This window comes from Leptolyngbya sp. GGD (genome assembly GCF_026735145.1).
Lineage (GTDB): Bacteria > Cyanobacteriota > Cyanobacteriia > Leptolyngbyales > Leptolyngbyaceae > Leptolyngbya > Leptolyngbya boryana.
Genome location: NZ_JAPQKE010000002.1, coordinates 208,838 through 225,634, shown reverse-complemented (window position 1 = coordinate 225,634; position 16,797 = coordinate 208,838). Strand labels below are relative to the sequence as shown.

Sequence of the window (16,797 nt, the reverse complement as noted above, 5' to 3'; positions counted from 1 at the left end):
ATTTCATCAAGGCTGCGCGATCGTCGATGGATTCGATGGCTCTGCGCCTTGTGGATTGACAGGCGGACTCATCGTTGGGTTCGTCTGTGGACTCAGCGTCGGACTCGGTGAACTCGCCTCCGGCTGCTGATTGAAATATTGGTACGTCAACTCAGACATTTTGCGAATTGCATCACCCGCGCGATCGTCATTATGAGGACGCTTCACCATTGCAGCCATAAAGTACCGCTTCCCATTTGGCAAATCAATCATGCCCACATCTCCCAACATCATGCCAATATCGCCAGTTTTATGAGCAATCACTGCTCCCTGTCCTAGCCCTTGTGGAATCAATGAATTGTTCACTACTTTCCGCATGATGGTCAGCATTCTTTCATGCGATCGCATTGAGACTAATTTGCCACTATTGACTGCACTGAGGAGTGTTACCATATCGCGCGGACTACTCGTATTCGTGCCTTGCAGGTCTGGTAGAGCATTCTGGATGACGGTATTGGTCAGTCCCCAAGCTTGAAACCGTTGGTTCACTGCCTCTTTTCCACCCAAGAGATCAATGATCATATTCGTCGCAGTATTGTCACTAATATCAATCATCTTCGTTGCAACTTGAATTGCCGGGAACTGCGAACCCGGTTGAGAATCTTGCAAGTCACCAGACTCTGCTGCAATTTGTTCTTTTTTGAGAGTCAGAGGTTGATCTAATCGAACTTTACCTTCATCAACTGCCTGAAAAAAAGCAACTAAAATCGGAAACTTAATCGTACTAGCAGCAGGGATCGCATTCGAGCCATTGATATCAAAGTAAGCACCCGTATCTGCATCAACCACCATTAAGCCAGGGGTTAATTGAGTTTGCGGTGCGATCGCGCTTTGAATCTGAGTTTTCAGTCCGCCAATCTCTTGAGCAAGTTCTAGCTGCAATGTCGGCGTGCTGGGAGCAGCAGGCGGGGATTGTTCAGTTTTAGGAGCTTCTGCTGTCGTGCGACTGGCTGGATCAAAAATCGATAAACTCGTTCCTGCAATCACCCCAATTCCAATGCCTAAAATCAGCAATCGAGTGCCGTAGAGAAAGGCTAGTGCAGATGCACTTTTGGGACGGGGCGGGGCGATTGCTTTGCGTGCAGGTTTAGAACGACGCGGCTCAGGCGGTGGAACCACTTCTAAACGGCGACGAGCTTGCTGAGTGCGAGACTTAGGAAACTCCGCTGTTTTTTCCATTGTTTTGTCCGTGCGCCGTGCTCGACGAGTGCGAGGCGGTTCAGGTTCAGAACTGCGGCGGGGTTCAACCGGACGACGGCGCGATCGTGGCGCTTGTGCAATACGAGAACGCACACCAATCTCAGAGCGGTTTGAATTTGATCCTGACTCGTCAGTTCCGTCCCACATTGAAAATTCTCTCCGTTGATCAAGCGTCAAGTTTTTCGCAAAATGCACGCTATCCGTCTTCGTTTTTGAATCCGAGATTTGCGTTGTTTCACCTTACATGTCTTAGGGATTTTACATTGACTTCGTGAAACTGATCCGATCCAATTGTCTAATCTTCAGAAGTTTTTGTTTGTATCGCCCATTCCACTTGCCGCAAAATCCCGCGCAGCAAGGAAACTTCCGCTTCTGAAAGTTCAGCCCGATTAAACAGATGGCGAAATTTTTCCATTCGACTTGCTGCGGTATGCGGTTGCAAATATCCAATTTTCAATAAAACCGATTCAAGATGTTGATAATAGCGATCGAGTGCATCTAACGAACACAAATCGGTGAATGTCTCCGAAGTTACTGGCATTTGAAAAAGCTCATAACAACAAATTGCGACAGCCTGAGCTAAATTCAAAGATTGATACTGATCGCTCGTCGGAATATACACAAACCGCTGAGCATATTTAAGCTCATCATTACTTAAGCCCCGATCTTCAGACCCAAAAAGGATCGCTGTATTTAATCCCGGCTCCAACAACCAAGGCAATGCCTGACGAGGATGTTCCAATGTCGTGTCCAGCCGCGATCGCACCGCAGTCGCTACTGCCCGATGACATCCCACCAATGCCTCCGGAATCGACTCCACAATTTTTGCAGCTTCTAAAACGTCGATCGCGCGCATTGCCATTTTCCGAGCATCATCCGATTGCAAATCGCATTTGGGATTTACCAAAACCAACTGATGCAACCCCATATTTTTCATCACCCGCGCGATCGACCCCACGTTTAACGCACCCGCAGGCTCGACTAAGACAATCCGAACTTGAGAAACTTCCGGCATGATCAAATCGTAAAAAGTAAGCTAGAGAGAAGCAAACCTCATCTTATCCCGCCTACCGTCATGCCCCGCCATCGCGCCAAATCCGATCTTCCCACCAAAATCTGTCCCGTCTGCGGTCTGTCTTTCACTTGGCGGAAAAAATGGGCAGATTGCTGGGACGAGGTGAAATACTGTTCCGATCGCTGTCGAAACCGCAAAAATCAGCGTGCCTCTGAGTAACGGAGAACCCTGGCATGATAAGCTTTTGTGCTATCTAATCCCAATTACGAGGATGCTTAGCATGTCTGTCGATCGCGTTCAGCCCAAGTTGATCATTCATGGTGGAGCCGGAAGTTCGCTCAAAGGTAAAGGGGGAGCCGAGGCGGTTCGGCGATCGCTGCACAAAGTTGTTGAAGAAGTCTATGCCCTTCTCCTTGCAGGTGCGACCGCAACCGAAGCGGTTGTCACCGGATGCCAACTTTTAGAGGATGATCCCCGGTTTAACGCTGGAACTGGCTCGGTCTTGCAATCCGATGGTCAAATTCGCATGAGTGCTGCCTTAATGGATGGCGCACGGCAAAGATTTAGCGGAGTGATTAACACCTCACGGGTCAAAAACCCGATCGAACTTGCCTTATTTCTGCAAACGTCTGACGATCGCGTTTTATCAGATATGGGTTCAGCCGAATTGCTGCGAGAATTGCAACTTCCTCTCTATGATCCCCTCACCGAATTGCGCTTACAAGAGTGGATTCAAGAGCGCGAAGGCAACTTTAACCGCGCCATGGCAGGCGTTGTCGCTGAAAAAGAATTGATCTCGGAATCGGCTGGACGAGGCACAATTGGCGTTGTGGCATTGGATCATCATGGACGACTTGCTGCTGGCACCTCGACAGGCGGAAAAGGCTTTGAGCGGATTGGACGCGTCAGCGATTCTGCAATGCCTGCGGGAAATTACGCAACTTCAGAGGCAGCGATTAGCTGTACTGGCATCGGCGAGGACATTATCGATGAATGTTTAGCCGCAAAAATCGTCATTCGTGTGACAGATGGACATTCGTTATACAACTCGTTTGAAAAATCTTTCAAAGAAGCCGAGAAAAACCGCCGCGATTTTGGCGCAATCGGACTGACTGCAACCGGAGAGATCGGCTGGGGGAAAACCAGCGAGGTACTTTTAGCGGCGTATCATACTGGCGATCGCATCGGTGACACGCTAGAACTGCCAGACGGAATGGAAGTCGGAACTGTGTGACAGTTAAAATTCCGTACACTGACTAGAAATTACTGAGAAACCTATGCGTATCTACGGATGTGCTGAGGAAAATGCGTAGGTATGCTTTTACGTAGAGATAGGCAAGTCTACCGAAGTAAGGTCGTCTATGTTTAGGGGGTCTCACCCCTCAGCCCTCAAGTGTGAGACTTTCCCTAAGATCCTGATATCAGGGCAATTCCGATATCTATCTGCAATCTCTCACTCCCCCTGAGAGATTTGCCCCTTCCGTAATTTCCGCATCAGTCACCCTTCCCCAAGCGTTGTGTTATGGCACTGGCACAGGTTTATCAACTCAAAATCGAGGTCGCTCAAGCGTTTTATCAGCTTGGTGTCACTTATCATGCGATCGGTAATGCCCCAAAAACTTGTGAAACCCTTCGTCAAGCCGAGCGCTTGTTGAGCGAAGTCGAAGCGGTTCAGAAAATTGAGCAAGTGTTTCGCCATCCTTAAGCACGGTTGCAGCAAAAATTAATGTTTGAAGTGTGCCTTTCGTCGGTAGCATCAAGATTCCCTTATTAGTTGTAATCTCTGATGAATCCTGCGCTAAGCCAACTCGGAACCGATATGTCGCGTCTGTCCGGAGTCCGGGCAATCATGAAGGACATTATTGAGACGTTACGAGCCGGAGCCGGACAGACTTTCATTAATCTCAGTGCTGGCAATCCAGTAATTTTGCCCGAAGTAGAACAACTTTGGCGAGATTGCACGACAGAACTCCTTGCTAGTTCCGAATACAGTGAGGTTGTTTGTCGGTATGGTGCAAGTCAAGGGTATCAACCGTTAATTGATGCGATCGTTCAAGATTTTAATCAACGATATGGCTTAAATTTGAGCGATCGACACATCTTGATCACGCCCGGCAGCCAAAGCCTTTACTTCTATGCAGCTAATGCATTTGGGGGTTACACCGCGAGCGGAGAACTGAGAAAGATTGTTCTTCCTCTGAGTCCAGACTATACCGGATATGGCGGGGTCACACTGACTCCAGAAGCGCTGATTGCCTATCGGCCTGAATTAGAAATCGATCAAGAAAACCATCGCTTCAAGTACCGTCCAAATTTCAATCAGTTACAAATCGATGAACAAACTGGATGTGTCATTTTTTCTCGTCCATGTAATCCCACGGGAAATGTTCTCAGTGACGATGAAGTGAATAAAATCGCAACACTTGCAGCAACATACGATGTCCCAGTGTTGATTGATTCTGCTTACGCTCCACCTTATCCAGCCTTAAACTTTACAGACATGACTCCGCGTTTTGGAGGGAATGTTGTTCACTGTATGAGTTTATCGAAAGCAGGATTGCCTGGAGAACGGATTGGAATTGCCATTGGCGAACCTGAAATTATTCACACCCTCGAATGTTTTCAAACGAATCTCTGCATTCATTCCCCGCGATATGGACAAGCGATCGCAGCGCGCGCGATTCAATCCGGCAGACTTGCTGAAATTTCAACCAATGTGATTCGACCGTTCTACCAACACAAAATTGAAATTGTTGAAGCAACGCTCGATCGTAGTATGCCGCGATCGCTGCCTTGGTATCTTCACCGTGGAGAAGGCGCAATCTTTGCGTGGCTATGGTTGGACGAATTACCGATCACAGATTGGGAATTTTATCAAGCATTGAAACAAGTTGGAGTCATTGTTGTTCCGGGTAGCACTTTCTTCCCAGGCTTACGAGAGGACTGGCAACACAAACAACAATGCTTAAGAATCAGTTTGACTGGAACTGATTTAGAATTACAAACTGCGATGGAACGACTCGCGCAAGTTGCAGAGCAAGTTTATGGAAGATAAAGCATGGGTTATTTAGAAATCGGGAAAATTGTTGCGGCGCAAGGACTAAAAGGCGAACTGCGAGTCTATCCCAACACAGATTTTCCCGAGCGATTTGAAGAACCAGGAGAGCGCTGGCTATTGCGTCCTAACCAAACCGAACCCGAAGTGATCGAACTCGTCTCCGGTCGCTATCTCGATGGCAAAGGTTTATATGTGATTCAAATTAAAGGCATTCGCGATCGTGATGCTGCTGAAGCTCTGCGCGGCTGTCAACTGCTCGTACCTGATAGCGATCGACCAGATCTCGAAGAAGGCGAATTTCATGTCGCAGACCTGCTGGGCTTATCGGTATACGAACAAGCTAGTCAAGAATTAATTGGAACAGTCAGCGATGTGATTCCGGCTGGACATGATTTATTAGAAGTCAAAAAAGTTACGCCGGAAGGCAGAACGATCTTAATCCCATTTGTCGAAGCGATCGTGCCCGTAGTTGACTTAGCGCAACGCCGAATTGAGATTACCCCTCCGCCTGGATTGCTGGATCTCTAGGCTAAATCGCTCTATCGCCATCCGGTTATCTCGGATAAGTAAACGATTATTACTAAAACAAATCTGTTTAATTCCGCATGGTAGCTTAAATAAAGGTTAGCTCCGCTACAAAACTGGATTGTTCAAGACAGAGTAAGGATTAGTGAATTGTGAAGCTAGGGATTAAGTAGTCAGAATTTGGACTGTCACGTTGTCAAGTAATCCCAACATGACAGGCATGATTTGATGGTTATGTAGCAGATTTAGGGCAAGGTGTCGGCAACGCTATGCAATAGCAGAGTCGATATTTGCATGTTCGATCGCTCATTTTTCCGCCGTGTTGATCAGACTGATCCCATCAGAAAAATTTTCAGATATCTGCCTTCCGCTTTCCGAAATGACTTCCTAAGAGGGAGTAGTAATACGTAGACCGTGACTGAAACTATTCACTAGCCCCCGTGGTGAAATCAAACTCAGTCAACCGCATCCTCGCACCCCCTGTTAAAGACTTTATTTATTGAGAGGGCATTCCATGAAAGCATTACTGACTTACCTCCTCGCCCCTGTTAAACAGGTAACCCCCGTGATTGCTGGCTTCTCGCTTGCGGTTGCAGGTTTAATGGCGATGAATGCACCTGCTCAAGCTGCTCCCCGCACTCTGGTTAACACTGCAATGGCGCAGGCAACCACACTGCCGGATGGAGTTTACCTGTATGGGCAATCTGCACAGCCGAATCAACTTGGTCAAGCTTACTTTGTGTTTGAATCTCGGCAAGGCAAATTAGTTGGCGCACTCTACATGCCAAATTCCTCGTTCGATTGTACCTATGGTTCAGTTGAGCCTGAAAAGCTTTCGCTCATGGTGATCGACACATACGATCGCTCTGAGAATCCTTATGTGATTGCAACCGAGCAACCTGAGACAACCGTTGCATCGCGCTTAAATCCGGTTGCATCTCCGGTGAGCCTAGAAGGCTACCACCGCATTCAACAAGTGAGTGCAAACGATCAGCGCATTTTGAATACGTGCAAGCAGAACTATCAAACTCGCGTTTGGAAGTAGATGAAATGCAGGGGTTAAGTGTGGGTGCTGATTGATTTCAAGTTTAAACAGCACCCGCTTTCTCTGAACTCTTGGAAAAATTGGTTAAATTCAGCTGAATCGTCCCAGTTTAGCGCTAAGGTTTAGGCAAATTTTTGCTCTTTAAGCTTTTGGTGACGCTGGTGAAGTATTTTTTTCTATCCGATGGTTGGAGTGTGGGTCGAGTCTGGGAGCTAGGTGGCTTGTGGAATGAGACCGCCTGGAGACGCAAACCTCAAATTGATCGATTGAATATTTGTATTTGGGAAAATGGCGAAAAGCTCTGGCTTTATCGTGTTGAAGATGAAATTTTAATGGTCGAAGTCAAGCCTACTGAAAGTGTCGAGTCAAGCTCGATCGGGCAAGTGGTTTTGAAACGGTTAATTACAGCAGATCAAGCGATCGATCTCATTGGTAGCAATGTGGAATCTTGAATCATCAGTTCATAAGTGGTGGGGGCAGTTTGCCCTCATCATGAGTTCAACAGACCTGTTCTGCTCCGGCGATGATGAGCGAAATCATGCTCCAGGTTAGGAAATTTTGTTGAAATCTGTGTGATAAGTGATCAATTGAGGTTTGCCAATCTGAATTTGATTCGCTTCAAAAGCTTGCCGAACTCGTAATCGAAATTCTCGCCCAACGCTCCATTGTTCCATTGGGGCTGTTTTAATCCAAACGCGCACGAGCATTCCGGTATGCGAGAGATCATCGATTCCTAAGACTTCAGGCAGTTCGGGTATGCGATCGCGCCATTGGGGATCATCATACATTTGCTGTGAAACTTGCTTTAGGACATCAAGCACTCGTTTGGGGTCGTTTTCATAAGCAACTACGATCGAAAAATCAATCCGTGACCAGAGACGGGTGAGATTACAAACATTTGCGATCGTGCTGTTCGGAATTGTAATTAGGTGACCTTCGCTATTTCGCAGTTGAGTTACCCGCAAATTGAGATTTTCTACCAAACCGCTCTGCTGATCAATTTGAATCACATCTCCGACCGCAAATTGATCTTCCACTAAAATCAAGCAACCATTGACGAGATCTTTAATCAGACTTTGAGACCCAAAAGAAATCGCCAAACCAATGACTGCGCCTCCCGCCAAAATTGAACTCGTCGGAACGCTGAATAGATTCAGTGTCCAGATGATTCCAACCATGACTAAAGCAAAAGTAATTAGTCCTTTCAAGGCTTCCGCGATCGTCGTACTTCTCATGACGACCCGTTGAGCTTCTCCTAACGGAAGCAGCGAACTCTGTTTCCAAGAGTGCATCAAGCGATCAATTAAACTTTTGCTGATTCGGATCGCTAAACTGATGCCAAACCAGAGAATTAAGAGTGCGACAGGCGTTGCCCATAAGTAAAAGCCCCACCTCATCAAAACGGGAACGATCGACAGGATATGAGCAATGCCGACATACCACATCAGGATGAATATCCACAGCAGCGCCCATTTGAGAAACTTGTTAAAGTCTAATCGCCGCTTTAGGCTAAATTGATGTTGCAAAGTTGCTAAAAACCGCGATCGTAGATTTGCAATTTCTCTTGCTTCTGTTTCTTCGGGGATCTCTGATTGCTGCGCTTTTTCTTCTTCTACAAGCGCGTCTAATTGTTGCTGATACCGAGTTTCTATTAAGTTTTGCTGATGAGTTAGACCTCGCCGCAGTAACCAAATCACTCCACTCGACACCAGCAATCCCAGTAAGATTTGTGATGCTTGTCCAATGCGTTGCTGTAAGACTTCTGGTGCGGTCATCTGCTTGAACCGAACCATTTCAGCTTGAAGAATTTTTTTCCACTCTTCTGCTAATTCGTCCAGAGGTTTTCCATTGAAGTCAGCATCCGGTTCTGTCACTGTTACTAATCGAATCGGGCGAGTAGATTGACCGTCACTAATCTGAAGGATTAGGTGTTTATTCAAAGTTGAGATCGCTACTGTTGGAGGCTGTTTCGCCTCAATTGTTCGAGATAATACTCGCCACAACCGCTCATTCACCTCACTGGCTCGAATCTCGATCGGTAGTTTATCGTCTGGAACTTTGTCTCGATTCAGAATCGTGGGTGAAGTTACCTCAAATAAGACTTTGCTATCTAAAGGCGATCGAATCGCAGCCGTTTCATATTCCCCATAGCGATTTACCCCATCAGGTAGAGTGAACGAAGAATTGGCAGAATTCGTTGGCAATGGGGGTAGTTGACTCTGAGCGAACGGAGTCCAGCCAAGAACTAAGCTGAAGGTGAAGGCACTGACTAAAACAAAGTGAATCAGAGAAGAACGAAACAGTCTACGCATAGATAGCTCCTACAGATTTACCCCCGCTATGGAACTAAACTACGAATTGCGCTGTAATGCAACCGCTCTCGACTCAATTCGATGGAGATCTGAGACTTGTTACCTTCGGCATTTTGACGAAAGCTAGGGTAACAAGACCATTGCACAGCGATCTAAAATCGGTTTCTGCTGTTCCAATCTCCTGAGTCACAGATTCCCCGGAAACGTTCGATTCCATCAATTGCAATTTGACCACTCCGCCGATCGATAGTAACGCGCGGTTTGTTCAGTCCATTCAGTCTGTATCTTCCCGTAATCTGATCAGAGGTGATTTTGAGGTCATCGAGGTTCCACCATCCATCTTTCCCGCCTGCGTGAATCGGTGGGACAAGCTTTCCGGTCAAATGGATTTTTCCCTTCTGATTGCGAACCTCGACTTGCACCTCAGAATCGAAGTCGGCTGTAGATGCCTCAATGCGATCGCGTCGGACAAATCGGTGGCGGCGATCGCTCCATTCATAACCAGTGCGGCTTTCAACGCTAGGCTTGCGACCTTCGCCGTAGCAGATCAGTGTCAGACCTCGCCGCGCTGAGTCGCTATTTTCATGGGTCGGACTGCCTTGTTCTCGCAGATAGGTGTCGATCGCGGACTGAGCTTCACTGATGTCTCGCGAATTACAGGAGCGACCATTTTGCAGGCGTTTGCCTTGGGGATTAAACAGGACAGTACATCCACTTCTGGGTCTCATCCCAGTGACGCTTAAATTCCCATTATCTAACGTGTCAATCACGGCTTGAGCACTAGCAGAACTTGCCCCAGTAAGAGCGAGTAAGCTGAGGAAGATAGGAGCTAGGATTTTCGAGGATTTCATGGATTATCTTAAAACCAATTGATTTGGACAGTTTGTTGATTTTTTGCAGGAGATTGACTGCTGCGCTATTCTGCGAAGAGGATGAAGTCACTGCGAACCCAGCCAATTGACTTAGATTGAACAAATTGCACCTTGCACCAATTCAGGTCGCTACCAGGAGTATCTTTATTCTGTACGCACTGAAGCACAGTCACCTTGTCGCCTGGAACTCCATAGCTCGGTGAACTGGAGTTGACTGTTGGCTGCGATCGCACATTAATCTGAGCATTCGCACTGCTGGCTTTTAGTGTACTAATGCCTCTTGGAGCCGCGGGTGCAGGTCGGATGGTTGTAGAAGCTGTGCTCCAGTACACATAGACCAAACCGCTAGGCAGTTTGAAAATCTGCCCTTTGTCTCCCAGTCCTGACTGACGATAAACAGCACCACCTCTTTGATCGACAAAGTTACCAGGGCTGCTTCCAGTCGGTGTAAACTCATTGCGGATTCCATCTGCCCATTCGATGGAAATATTGCCCTGCCGTTGAGAGAACTTACAAGACATTGAAACGGTTGCTTTACTTTGTCCATTTGGATAGTATTCGCAACGGGCATTTACAGTATCAGCTTTAGCAGGTACAGCAAAACTAGCGGAAGCGATCGTGGTTAACAGTAAAATTAGGTTTCGTTTCATTGGAATGACACTCCTAAAAATGATGTTTCAAACTGGTCTACATTGCTGAAGCTAAGAATCATGTTACGGACATGCTGAGACTGTTGAACATGGAGAAAATCTGAAGAATGATCAAATCGCTCAAACTGCCTTTGTGAACAAGAATCAATGATTTGTCCTGAGCGATCGAATTGCATTTCGTAGTCTGCTAACAGGCTCTACTTCGTCTATGCGAAGCCCGAACTGTGTTGCTGTGTGTTTCTGCATTGCTAATAGATTCTGGTAAAGTACCATCTTTGATCCGAGCGCTTTTGGAAAGTTCTGATACTTTCGCTTAAAGAACAGTCGTTCGCTCATGACTTTTTTCAACTCTTCTTCTGGAACCACAGTCAATTCTTCAGTAGACAGCTCGGCCGCTTGCAGTCTGTTCTCCAACCGAAACGATCGTCTGATTTGTACCACTAGAATAATGATTAAAACAATGTTGTAGATGTATGCCCCATATCGCATTCCTTCCCATATCGGACTATACATCTGACTTGTGCTGCTAAGGTCTACAGGAATGCCTCGCAAGAAAGCCACAGCATTAGCAATAAGCATCATGCCAACAATAAGCAGACCCAGATCATAGGCGCTGTGCATCACAGCAACGAGCAAATAAAATAGAACAAATCGTTTCCACTTGTGCCATCCACGCTGTGTTGACTCTGCTGCGAACCCGATTCCCATTCCGATAAAAGCCGACCAGATAATGTGAGTGCCTAATCCCCACAATCCGAAGCGCGTCGATTGTTGAACCATAACATCCAACACAGGAGATTTATGGATCAAATCAGCGATATAGGCTCCTATCTCGATAACGTTAAAGCCCATCCCTGCTAGCGCTCCATAAACGATACCGTCTTTTCGAGTCCGGATCAGGTTCGGGATGTAAATTGCTAACAAGAGGACGGGTAAAATTTTTAGCCCCTCCTCGACAAATCCAACGGTTACCCTTGGAAAAGGAGATCGATCGTTAAAGAATGCAGCAGCAGGAGCAGTGATGAACACAACACTGGTGATGGTGAGGAAATGAAAGAAGCGAACGCGCCGCTCTCGATCTAGAAAAGCAAGTAGGAAATAGCCCAAAATCGAGCCTGCGGCAGCATAGGGAACCCAAAGCCAAACGGAAAATGGGTTGTTGGTTGCGTAGAGACCGAAACACGCTAGCACCGATACGACGACCATGATCCCCAATAAGATCGCCTGTCAGCAAGGCGATCGCCAGCGAGAATTGTACAGCAGGTAGTCTTTGACCACCGGATCGATTAGAGTAATCATCCTAGTCATTGAGCAGGTAAAGAATGAGAATCAGGAAAAGATTGAGAACAATCAGCGCGATCGCTTTGAGAACATCAATGTGTGGAATCGGGAGCAATGCAACGATCGAGGCTCCCAGCGCATAGTCTAAGATCAGATCCCGAACTTTGACATTGACCTGAGCAGGATGCTCCATGACGTGCAGAACACTCCTATTATCGAGATGGGAGAACAAACTTAGGCTTCAAATCCTCTCTACATTCCGCTTTGGGAGGACGAACCGGATTATTGACAAAGGCAGCCCCAGCATCTCGCGCACACTGCGAAAATAACAATGCACCATGCCCACCATTCGGAAATTCTAGGTAAGTGCCGTTGGCTAATCCCGCGGTTGCCTCCTTGCCGATTAGGGTTGGGGTTTGGCTATCATAGCGACTCTGTAGCACGAGAGTTGGAATGTTGCTCTTGAGTACGCCAGCGAAGGCAGCAGGTTTGACTGACCAGAACTGACAGATCGCATAAGCTGCCCTGCCTGCATCGACTCGCGCTCGTCCCAATTCAGGCATTTCCATTGCTTTGGACACCGCAGCACTCCGGGCGGGATCATTGCCTGCAATCATATCCTGACAGTCCATTGAGCGAAAGGATCCCTGAGCTATCCCGTGATCTACAGAAGATGTTGAAGTCAGAATCCCTGAAATGATCTCATAAGTGTGACGAATTTCTGCATCGGGCAGCGTTCTCAAAGGCTGAGTTAACGGCTCTCTCATCTGTTTGGGAAAGATTTCGGCGATCGAGGCAATCAAGGTATTGCGATCGCGCGGCTGTCCCTTGAGAAAGCCTACTCCGTAAAAATTGCCTCTAGCAATGGTGCGGTCTGCTTCTGGCAAAGTCTCGATCGCATCTAGGACTTGCTTCACCCACTTTCGAGAAGGTCGTTGTGATTCTGCTAACTGAATTCTTTGAGTCAGTAGCTTTCGAGCCTCTGCCCTTAATTTATCTGATTTAGCGATCAAATTCTGAGGTTCACCAATGGGGATGAGCTTGGTTGCAGGGGTTTTAAAGATGCTGCCTGATACAACCCCGACATATGTTGTCGTGACTCCCTGCTCTAATTCAGAGATGATCAAGGGCACATAGTTACGAATTCGATTGTCTGCATCTGTATTGAGCGAAGTGATCAGATCGGCAAAGGCATCAGGGGTAACACTCTCTGGAATCGGTTTGTCTGACTTAAAATTCTGTTTAGGTATTGGGATCGGCTTTTTATCAAGGGATTTGAGCAGTGCGATCGTGCGGGCTTTGAGGTTTGGATAGGCTCGATCGCACACTGCATCTTTCTGGCAATCCTCAATCAAGTTAAGGGTTACCACTTCAAGGTCAAGCGGATTAGCTTCGTACTTCTTGATATTGGGTGGAATAGTAGAGTCTAGGATCACGCTGCGAACCCGTTGAGGATGATCCCGCATGACGCGCATCGCCAAGTAAGTTCCGTAAGAGATCCCATAGAGATTGACTTGATCGTATCCTAGAGCCGAAGCAAGGCTGACGACATCTTTCGCGTTGTTGGAGGTGTTGTACTGAGTGAGATCATTCCCGTGCAGTTCTAGAACATTAGAACAGAGCGCGAACTGTGCCAAAGATTCACCTGTCGGATCAAGCTCGTTTTTGAATTTTGTAGCAAACGTTTCAAACTTCTTTTTCCACGGGCTGCCTGGAACCGTGAGCACCTGTGCAATGATATTGAGGGTTTGGGAACAAGCTAAATCGCCAGAATATTGTGATCCGCGTTGGTCAAACAGAATCACATCGCGGGTCTGACGCTGATGGTTATGAGCCTGAGTAAAGAATGATAGCGCTGAAATATCACTCCCGCCTGGCCCTCCGTGCAAGACGATTAGGGGATCAGGTTGGGGCGTGAGACTTTTACTTCGCAAGAGCGCGTAAGTTAGCTCGATTTGCCGCCCGTTAGGTTTACTGTAGTTTTCGGGAACAGTAACTACACCACAAATAGTGGTTTTTCCTTCGATTTCATCCGGATTGATCGGGGTTGGGCAAGGAATCTGAGTATTGCGAATTGGCTTCACAGTAAGCTGCTGAGTTTGCCCAGAGGCAGCCTGAGCAAGAACCACAATCGGAACTAGGGCGTAGTTCAACAAAAGCGCCTTCAAGAAACGTTTCATCATAGTTTAAACTTCTAGTTTTCGATAATGCGATCGCGAGTTCGTGGGGCATTCAGAACTCGCGATCGACACTAAGATCTACAAGCCGCCTTCATTGACATCCGAGAACTGATAGTTATAAAACTCAGTTCCGGTTACTTCATTGATGATGACGACTCTTGCAGTACCGCGATCGTACATGACTCGCACCCGTCCATCCGATCCCACAAACATATTGCCAGAGGTGCGCTTCAAGATACCAGAGAACTTGAACTCTGCTTCTGTAATGGTTGCTGCTATCTCGTTTGCGTTGCGAGAAGTCATTTGGGTGATTGGAGTTGCAGATTGCATCGTATTCGGATTTGCAGGCTTGGGTTTAGGAGATGCAGTGGGAATCCAATAAACGTAAATTGACTCATTTGCAAGGCGATAGATTTGTCCTTTGTTGCCGAGTCCCGATTGCCGATAAGCAGCGCGACCGTTTTGGTCGAGATAGGTACCAGGCTGATTTCCTCGCGGACGTAGTTCATAGCGTCTGCCGTTCTTAAGTTGAATGCTGACAAAGCCTTGTCGTTGTGAAAAGGTACAAGCGCCGGAAGATTTTGCGCGATCTTCTCCTTTTGGATAAACATCGCAACGAGCATTCACAGTGTCCGCTTTTGCAGTCATTGCAGGACTGAGAGATGCGATCGAGACTGCTACTGCTAGAAGAGAATTTTTAAGCCTCATTTCAAGAAAGCCCCCTAGTTATTATTGGAATGTGGAGAGCAAGAAATCGTACATTAATTGCGCTTAGTAGCGCCTGATTTTAGAAGAATAAATCGGAGCTTAATTGATTGCTGAACTGGCTGTACGCGCGAGGTTATTGCAACTACTAAGCGAATTAAACTAAAAGCATCATAAGCCAAGAAATGTTCAGAAGATAGAGTGTCAACTCTCTTATGTAGGATTTATAACTTCCCTAAATTAGAGGAGGCGAGTTTTTCTGCTTCAGATAACAATATCCCTTTACTATTTAAATCAAATCAGTCAGAAAATACTGAGATTAACCGACAATTAGCCAGAATAAATCAGTTAATTAATTCTAAAGAAAATCTTGAATTTCTAATTGAAGTTAGCGCGACGATAAGAGACAAACTTCTATCGTAGAAATAGACTGAATCTATCAGTTAAGTCAGTTAAGTTATAAATACCAATCTAGTTTTAACCGACTGTCCATGCTAGTCTTGAGCATAGAAAATTAATCGACGATCGCACCTCGATTCTTTCCCTTCCTAGCTGCCCATGACCTCGACCCCCAACCCTAAATCGAGCACGAAGCGAAAGCGTGGAATCTCTCTCAGTCCAAGTGGTTTGCGACGATTGAATCAGGCGATTCAGATTGTAGAAGCCTCAGAGAATGCTGGAAAGCGATTCACAGTCGAAGAGTTAAGCAAGCGAACTGGAATTTCGACTAGTACTTTGAGCCGTTTGTGGGCATCTAAATCTGGCATCGATCGCAGAATTCTACATTTACTATTTAACGCATTTAAGCTGGATCTCCTCGATGGCGATCTACAAATCGATTCGGATGAGGTTGAAGCAAAAGAGATTCAATCTTGGGCTAGTACTGCTTCGACGATCGTGCAGATCCCCTATCCAAGTGGTTCGCTTCCAGTTGATTCACCGCGCTATGTGAGTCGTCCGGAGGTAGACGATCGCGCCTTGCATGAAATCGTACAGCCGAGTTGTGTGCTTCGCATCAAAGCTCCTAGTGGTTTTGGCAAAACTTCGCTGCTCTTGCGGCTCTTACATCACTGCAATCAACTTGGATACGCAACGGTTTCGATCAATCTTCAGCAGGCAGATACAGAAGCGCTTGCAGATTCTCACGCCTTTTTTCGCTGGTTTCGTGCAGTGCTAGCGCTCAAGCTAAAGTTGGATTCTAGTCAGGATCAATACTGGGATGAGCTACTTGGAAGTAAGCTCAGCACAACCCTGTATCTGCGAGAGACAGTTCTACCGCAGTTACACCGTCCACTGGTTCTGATTATTAATGAAGTTGAGCAGGTCTTTGAATACGCTGATACTGCGAGAAACTTTCTGCCTTTACTACGATCGTGGCACGAAGAAGCCCAGCACGATGAAGTCTGGCAACAACTTCGGCTCGTCGTTGCCTATTCAACCGATGCTTACCTACCGTTAGACATCAATCAATCCCCATTCAATGTTGGGCTACCTTTAACGCTGCCAGAGTTTAACCAAGAACAAGTGCAAACTCTGGCTCAGCTTTATTCGGTCAGTTGGAGTGAGCAAGATTGCGATCGTATCCTGGCACTCAGCGGCGGCAACCCTGCTTTAGTCAGTCTTGCTCTCTATCATCTGAATCAGGGCATGACATTCGACGAATTACTACAATCTGCTTGTACTTTAAAGGGAATTTATCGAAATCATCTTCAGCGCCTGCTTGCTCAAGTGAATGGAAATGCACAGTGGACAGAACGCCTTGCTCCCCTGGTACAAGGAACAGATGCAATCCATCTTGATCCAATCTTTGCCTACAAACTAGAGGGAATTGGACTGATTCAGCCTACATCGGGTGGATGGAAACTGAGTTGTGAACTCTATCGAACTGCGTTTCAAACTTATTTACTGAATTAAT

At 46.7% G+C, this 16,797-nt stretch carries 17 protein-coding genes; 8 read left to right on the top strand and 9 right to left on the bottom strand.

The genetic code is table 11. The features are described 5' to 3' along the window. Positions 1–6: 6 nt before the first annotated feature. Together OU814_RS10055 and OU814_RS10050 are read right to left on the bottom strand one after the other, a co-directional pair. Positions 7–1,386 (bottom strand): serine hydrolase, encoded by a 1,380-nt coding sequence (locus OU814_RS10055; RefSeq protein ID WP_268182431.1) that lies wholly within the window; start codon positions 1,384–1,386, stop codon positions 7–9. 148 nt (positions 1,387–1,534) lie between these two features. Next, positions 1,535–2,254, bottom strand: coding sequence for an RNA methyltransferase (locus OU814_RS10050; RefSeq protein ID WP_017285808.1), 720 nt, complete (start codon positions 2,252–2,254; stop codon positions 1,535–1,537). 60 nt (positions 2,255–2,314) lie between these two features. On the opposite strand from OU814_RS10050, the gene OU814_RS10045 reads away from it, so the two are divergent. The 7 genes from OU814_RS10045 (at position 2,315) to OU814_RS10015 (ending at position 7,334) form a co-directional block, all read left to right on the top strand. Continuing rightward, positions 2,315–2,473 carry a DUF2256 domain-containing protein gene (locus OU814_RS10045; RefSeq protein WP_071596137.1) on the top strand — a complete coding sequence of 53 codons (159 nt, stop codon included), beginning with the start codon at positions 2,315–2,317 and terminating at the stop codon, positions 2,471–2,473. 61 nt (positions 2,474–2,534) lie between these two features. Beyond that, positions 2,535–3,488: an isoaspartyl peptidase/L-asparaginase gene (locus tag OU814_RS10040; protein WP_268182427.1), complete on the top strand. Its 954-nt coding sequence runs from the start codon at positions 2,535–2,537 to the stop codon at positions 3,486–3,488. A 288-nt stretch (positions 3,489–3,776) separates the two neighbouring features. Further along, on the top strand, positions 3,777–3,959 hold the full coding sequence (locus OU814_RS10035) for a hypothetical protein (RefSeq protein WP_268182425.1): 183 nt from the start codon (positions 3,777–3,779) through the stop codon (positions 3,957–3,959). An 81-nt stretch (positions 3,960–4,040) separates the two neighbouring features. Then, a complete protein-coding gene (locus OU814_RS10030) occupies positions 4,041–5,309 on the top strand; it encodes a valine--pyruvate transaminase (protein WP_190652986.1) in 1,269 nt (422 codons plus the stop codon). Between the two features lie 3 nt (positions 5,310–5,312). After that, positions 5,313–5,840 (top strand): ribosome maturation factor RimM, encoded by a 528-nt coding sequence (rimM, locus tag OU814_RS10025; RefSeq protein ID WP_017285804.1) that lies wholly within the window; start codon positions 5,313–5,315, stop codon positions 5,838–5,840. Between the two features lie 511 nt (positions 5,841–6,351). After that, complete coding sequence (locus OU814_RS10020; protein WP_017285803.1) at positions 6,352–6,882, top strand: hypothetical protein; 531 nt, start codon at positions 6,352–6,354, stop codon at positions 6,880–6,882. A gap of 134 nt (positions 6,883–7,016) precedes the next feature. Continuing rightward, positions 7,017–7,334, top strand: coding sequence for a hypothetical protein (locus OU814_RS10015; protein ID WP_268182421.1), 318 nt, complete (start codon positions 7,017–7,019; stop codon positions 7,332–7,334). A gap of 96 nt (positions 7,335–7,430) precedes the next feature. On the opposite strand, the gene OU814_RS10010 is transcribed toward OU814_RS10015, so the two are convergent. The 7 genes from OU814_RS10010 to OU814_RS09980 all read right to left on the bottom strand — a co-directional run bounded on the left by OU814_RS10010 (position 7,431) and on the right by OU814_RS09980 (position 14,885). Further along, entirely contained in the window at positions 7,431–9,194 is a 1,764-nt protein-coding gene (locus tag OU814_RS10010) for a mechanosensitive ion channel family protein (protein ID WP_268182419.1), read from the bottom strand. Positions 9,195–9,346: 152 nt separating this feature from the next. Beyond that, positions 9,347–10,045, bottom strand: a complete 699-nt coding sequence (locus tag OU814_RS10005) for a hypothetical protein (protein WP_268182416.1) — start codon at positions 10,043–10,045, stop codon at positions 9,347–9,349. Positions 10,046–10,110: 65 nt separating this feature from the next. Next, positions 10,111–10,716, bottom strand: a complete 606-nt coding sequence (locus OU814_RS10000) for an SH3 domain-containing protein (protein WP_268182414.1) — start codon at positions 10,714–10,716, stop codon at positions 10,111–10,113. 144 nt (positions 10,717–10,860) lie between these two features. Beyond that, a complete protein-coding gene (locus tag OU814_RS09995) occupies positions 10,861–11,922 on the bottom strand; it encodes a PrsW family glutamic-type intramembrane protease (protein WP_268182411.1) in 1,062 nt (353 codons plus the stop codon). Between the two features lie 94 nt (positions 11,923–12,016). Further along, positions 12,017–12,190, bottom strand: coding sequence for a hypothetical protein (locus OU814_RS09990; protein WP_268182409.1), 174 nt, complete (start codon positions 12,188–12,190; stop codon positions 12,017–12,019). A 19-nt stretch (positions 12,191–12,209) separates the two neighbouring features. Continuing rightward, positions 12,210–14,180, bottom strand: coding sequence for an alpha/beta fold hydrolase (locus OU814_RS09985; RefSeq protein ID WP_268182406.1), 1,971 nt, complete (start codon positions 14,178–14,180; stop codon positions 12,210–12,212). 75 nt (positions 14,181–14,255) lie between these two features. Further along, the gene (locus tag OU814_RS09980) at positions 14,256–14,885 is read right to left on the bottom strand and encodes a hypothetical protein (protein ID WP_197693296.1); all 630 of its coding nucleotides are present in this window, start codon (positions 14,883–14,885) and stop codon (positions 14,256–14,258) included. A gap of 555 nt (positions 14,886–15,440) precedes the next feature. Between OU814_RS09980 and OU814_RS09975 the strand changes: the two genes are divergently transcribed. After that, positions 15,441–16,796 (top strand): AAA-like domain-containing protein, encoded by a 1,356-nt coding sequence (locus tag OU814_RS09975; protein WP_268182403.1) that lies wholly within the window; start codon positions 15,441–15,443, stop codon positions 16,794–16,796. Position 16,797: the final 1 nt, after the last annotated feature.

Bases quoted from the DNA above. Each gene is read 5' to 3' on its own strand.
- OU814_RS10055 (WP_268182431.1), bottom strand. From the start codon at position 1,386: ATGTGGGACGGAACTGACGAGTCAGGATCAAATTCAAACCGCTCTGAG.
- OU814_RS10050 (WP_017285808.1), bottom strand. From the start codon at position 2,254: ATGCCGGAAGTTTCTCAAGTTCGGATTGTCTTAGTCGAGCCTGCGGGT.
- OU814_RS10045 (WP_071596137.1), top strand. From the start codon at position 2,315: ATGCCCCGCCATCGCGCCAAATCCGATCTTCCCACCAAAATCTGTCCC.
- OU814_RS10040 (WP_268182427.1), top strand. From the start codon at position 2,535: ATGTCTGTCGATCGCGTTCAGCCCAAGTTGATCATTCATGGTGGAGCC.
- OU814_RS10035 (WP_268182425.1), top strand. From the start codon at position 3,777: ATGGCACTGGCACAGGTTTATCAACTCAAAATCGAGGTCGCTCAAGCG.
- OU814_RS10030 (WP_190652986.1), top strand. From the start codon at position 4,041: ATGAATCCTGCGCTAAGCCAACTCGGAACCGATATGTCGCGTCTGTCC.
- rimM (WP_017285804.1), top strand. From the start codon at position 5,313: ATGGGTTATTTAGAAATCGGGAAAATTGTTGCGGCGCAAGGACTAAAA.
- OU814_RS10020 (WP_017285803.1), top strand. From the start codon at position 6,352: ATGAAAGCATTACTGACTTACCTCCTCGCCCCTGTTAAACAGGTAACC.
- OU814_RS10010 (WP_268182419.1), bottom strand. From the start codon at position 9,194: ATGCGTAGACTGTTTCGTTCTTCTCTGATTCACTTTGTTTTAGTCAGT.
- OU814_RS10005 (WP_268182416.1), bottom strand. From the start codon at position 10,045: ATGAAATCCTCGAAAATCCTAGCTCCTATCTTCCTCAGCTTACTCGCT.
- OU814_RS10000 (WP_268182414.1), bottom strand. From the start codon at position 10,716: ATGAAACGAAACCTAATTTTACTGTTAACCACGATCGCTTCCGCTAGT.
- OU814_RS09995 (WP_268182411.1), bottom strand. From the start codon at position 11,922: ATGGTCGTCGTATCGGTGCTAGCGTGTTTCGGTCTCTACGCAACCAAC.
- OU814_RS09990 (WP_268182409.1), bottom strand. From the start codon at position 12,190: ATGGAGCATCCTGCTCAGGTCAATGTCAAAGTTCGGGATCTGATCTTA.
- OU814_RS09985 (WP_268182406.1), bottom strand. From the start codon at position 14,180: ATGATGAAACGTTTCTTGAAGGCGCTTTTGTTGAACTACGCCCTAGTT.
- OU814_RS09980 (WP_197693296.1), bottom strand. From the start codon at position 14,885: ATGAGGCTTAAAAATTCTCTTCTAGCAGTAGCAGTCTCGATCGCATCT.
- OU814_RS09975 (WP_268182403.1), top strand. From the start codon at position 15,441: ATGACCTCGACCCCCAACCCTAAATCGAGCACGAAGCGAAAGCGTGGA.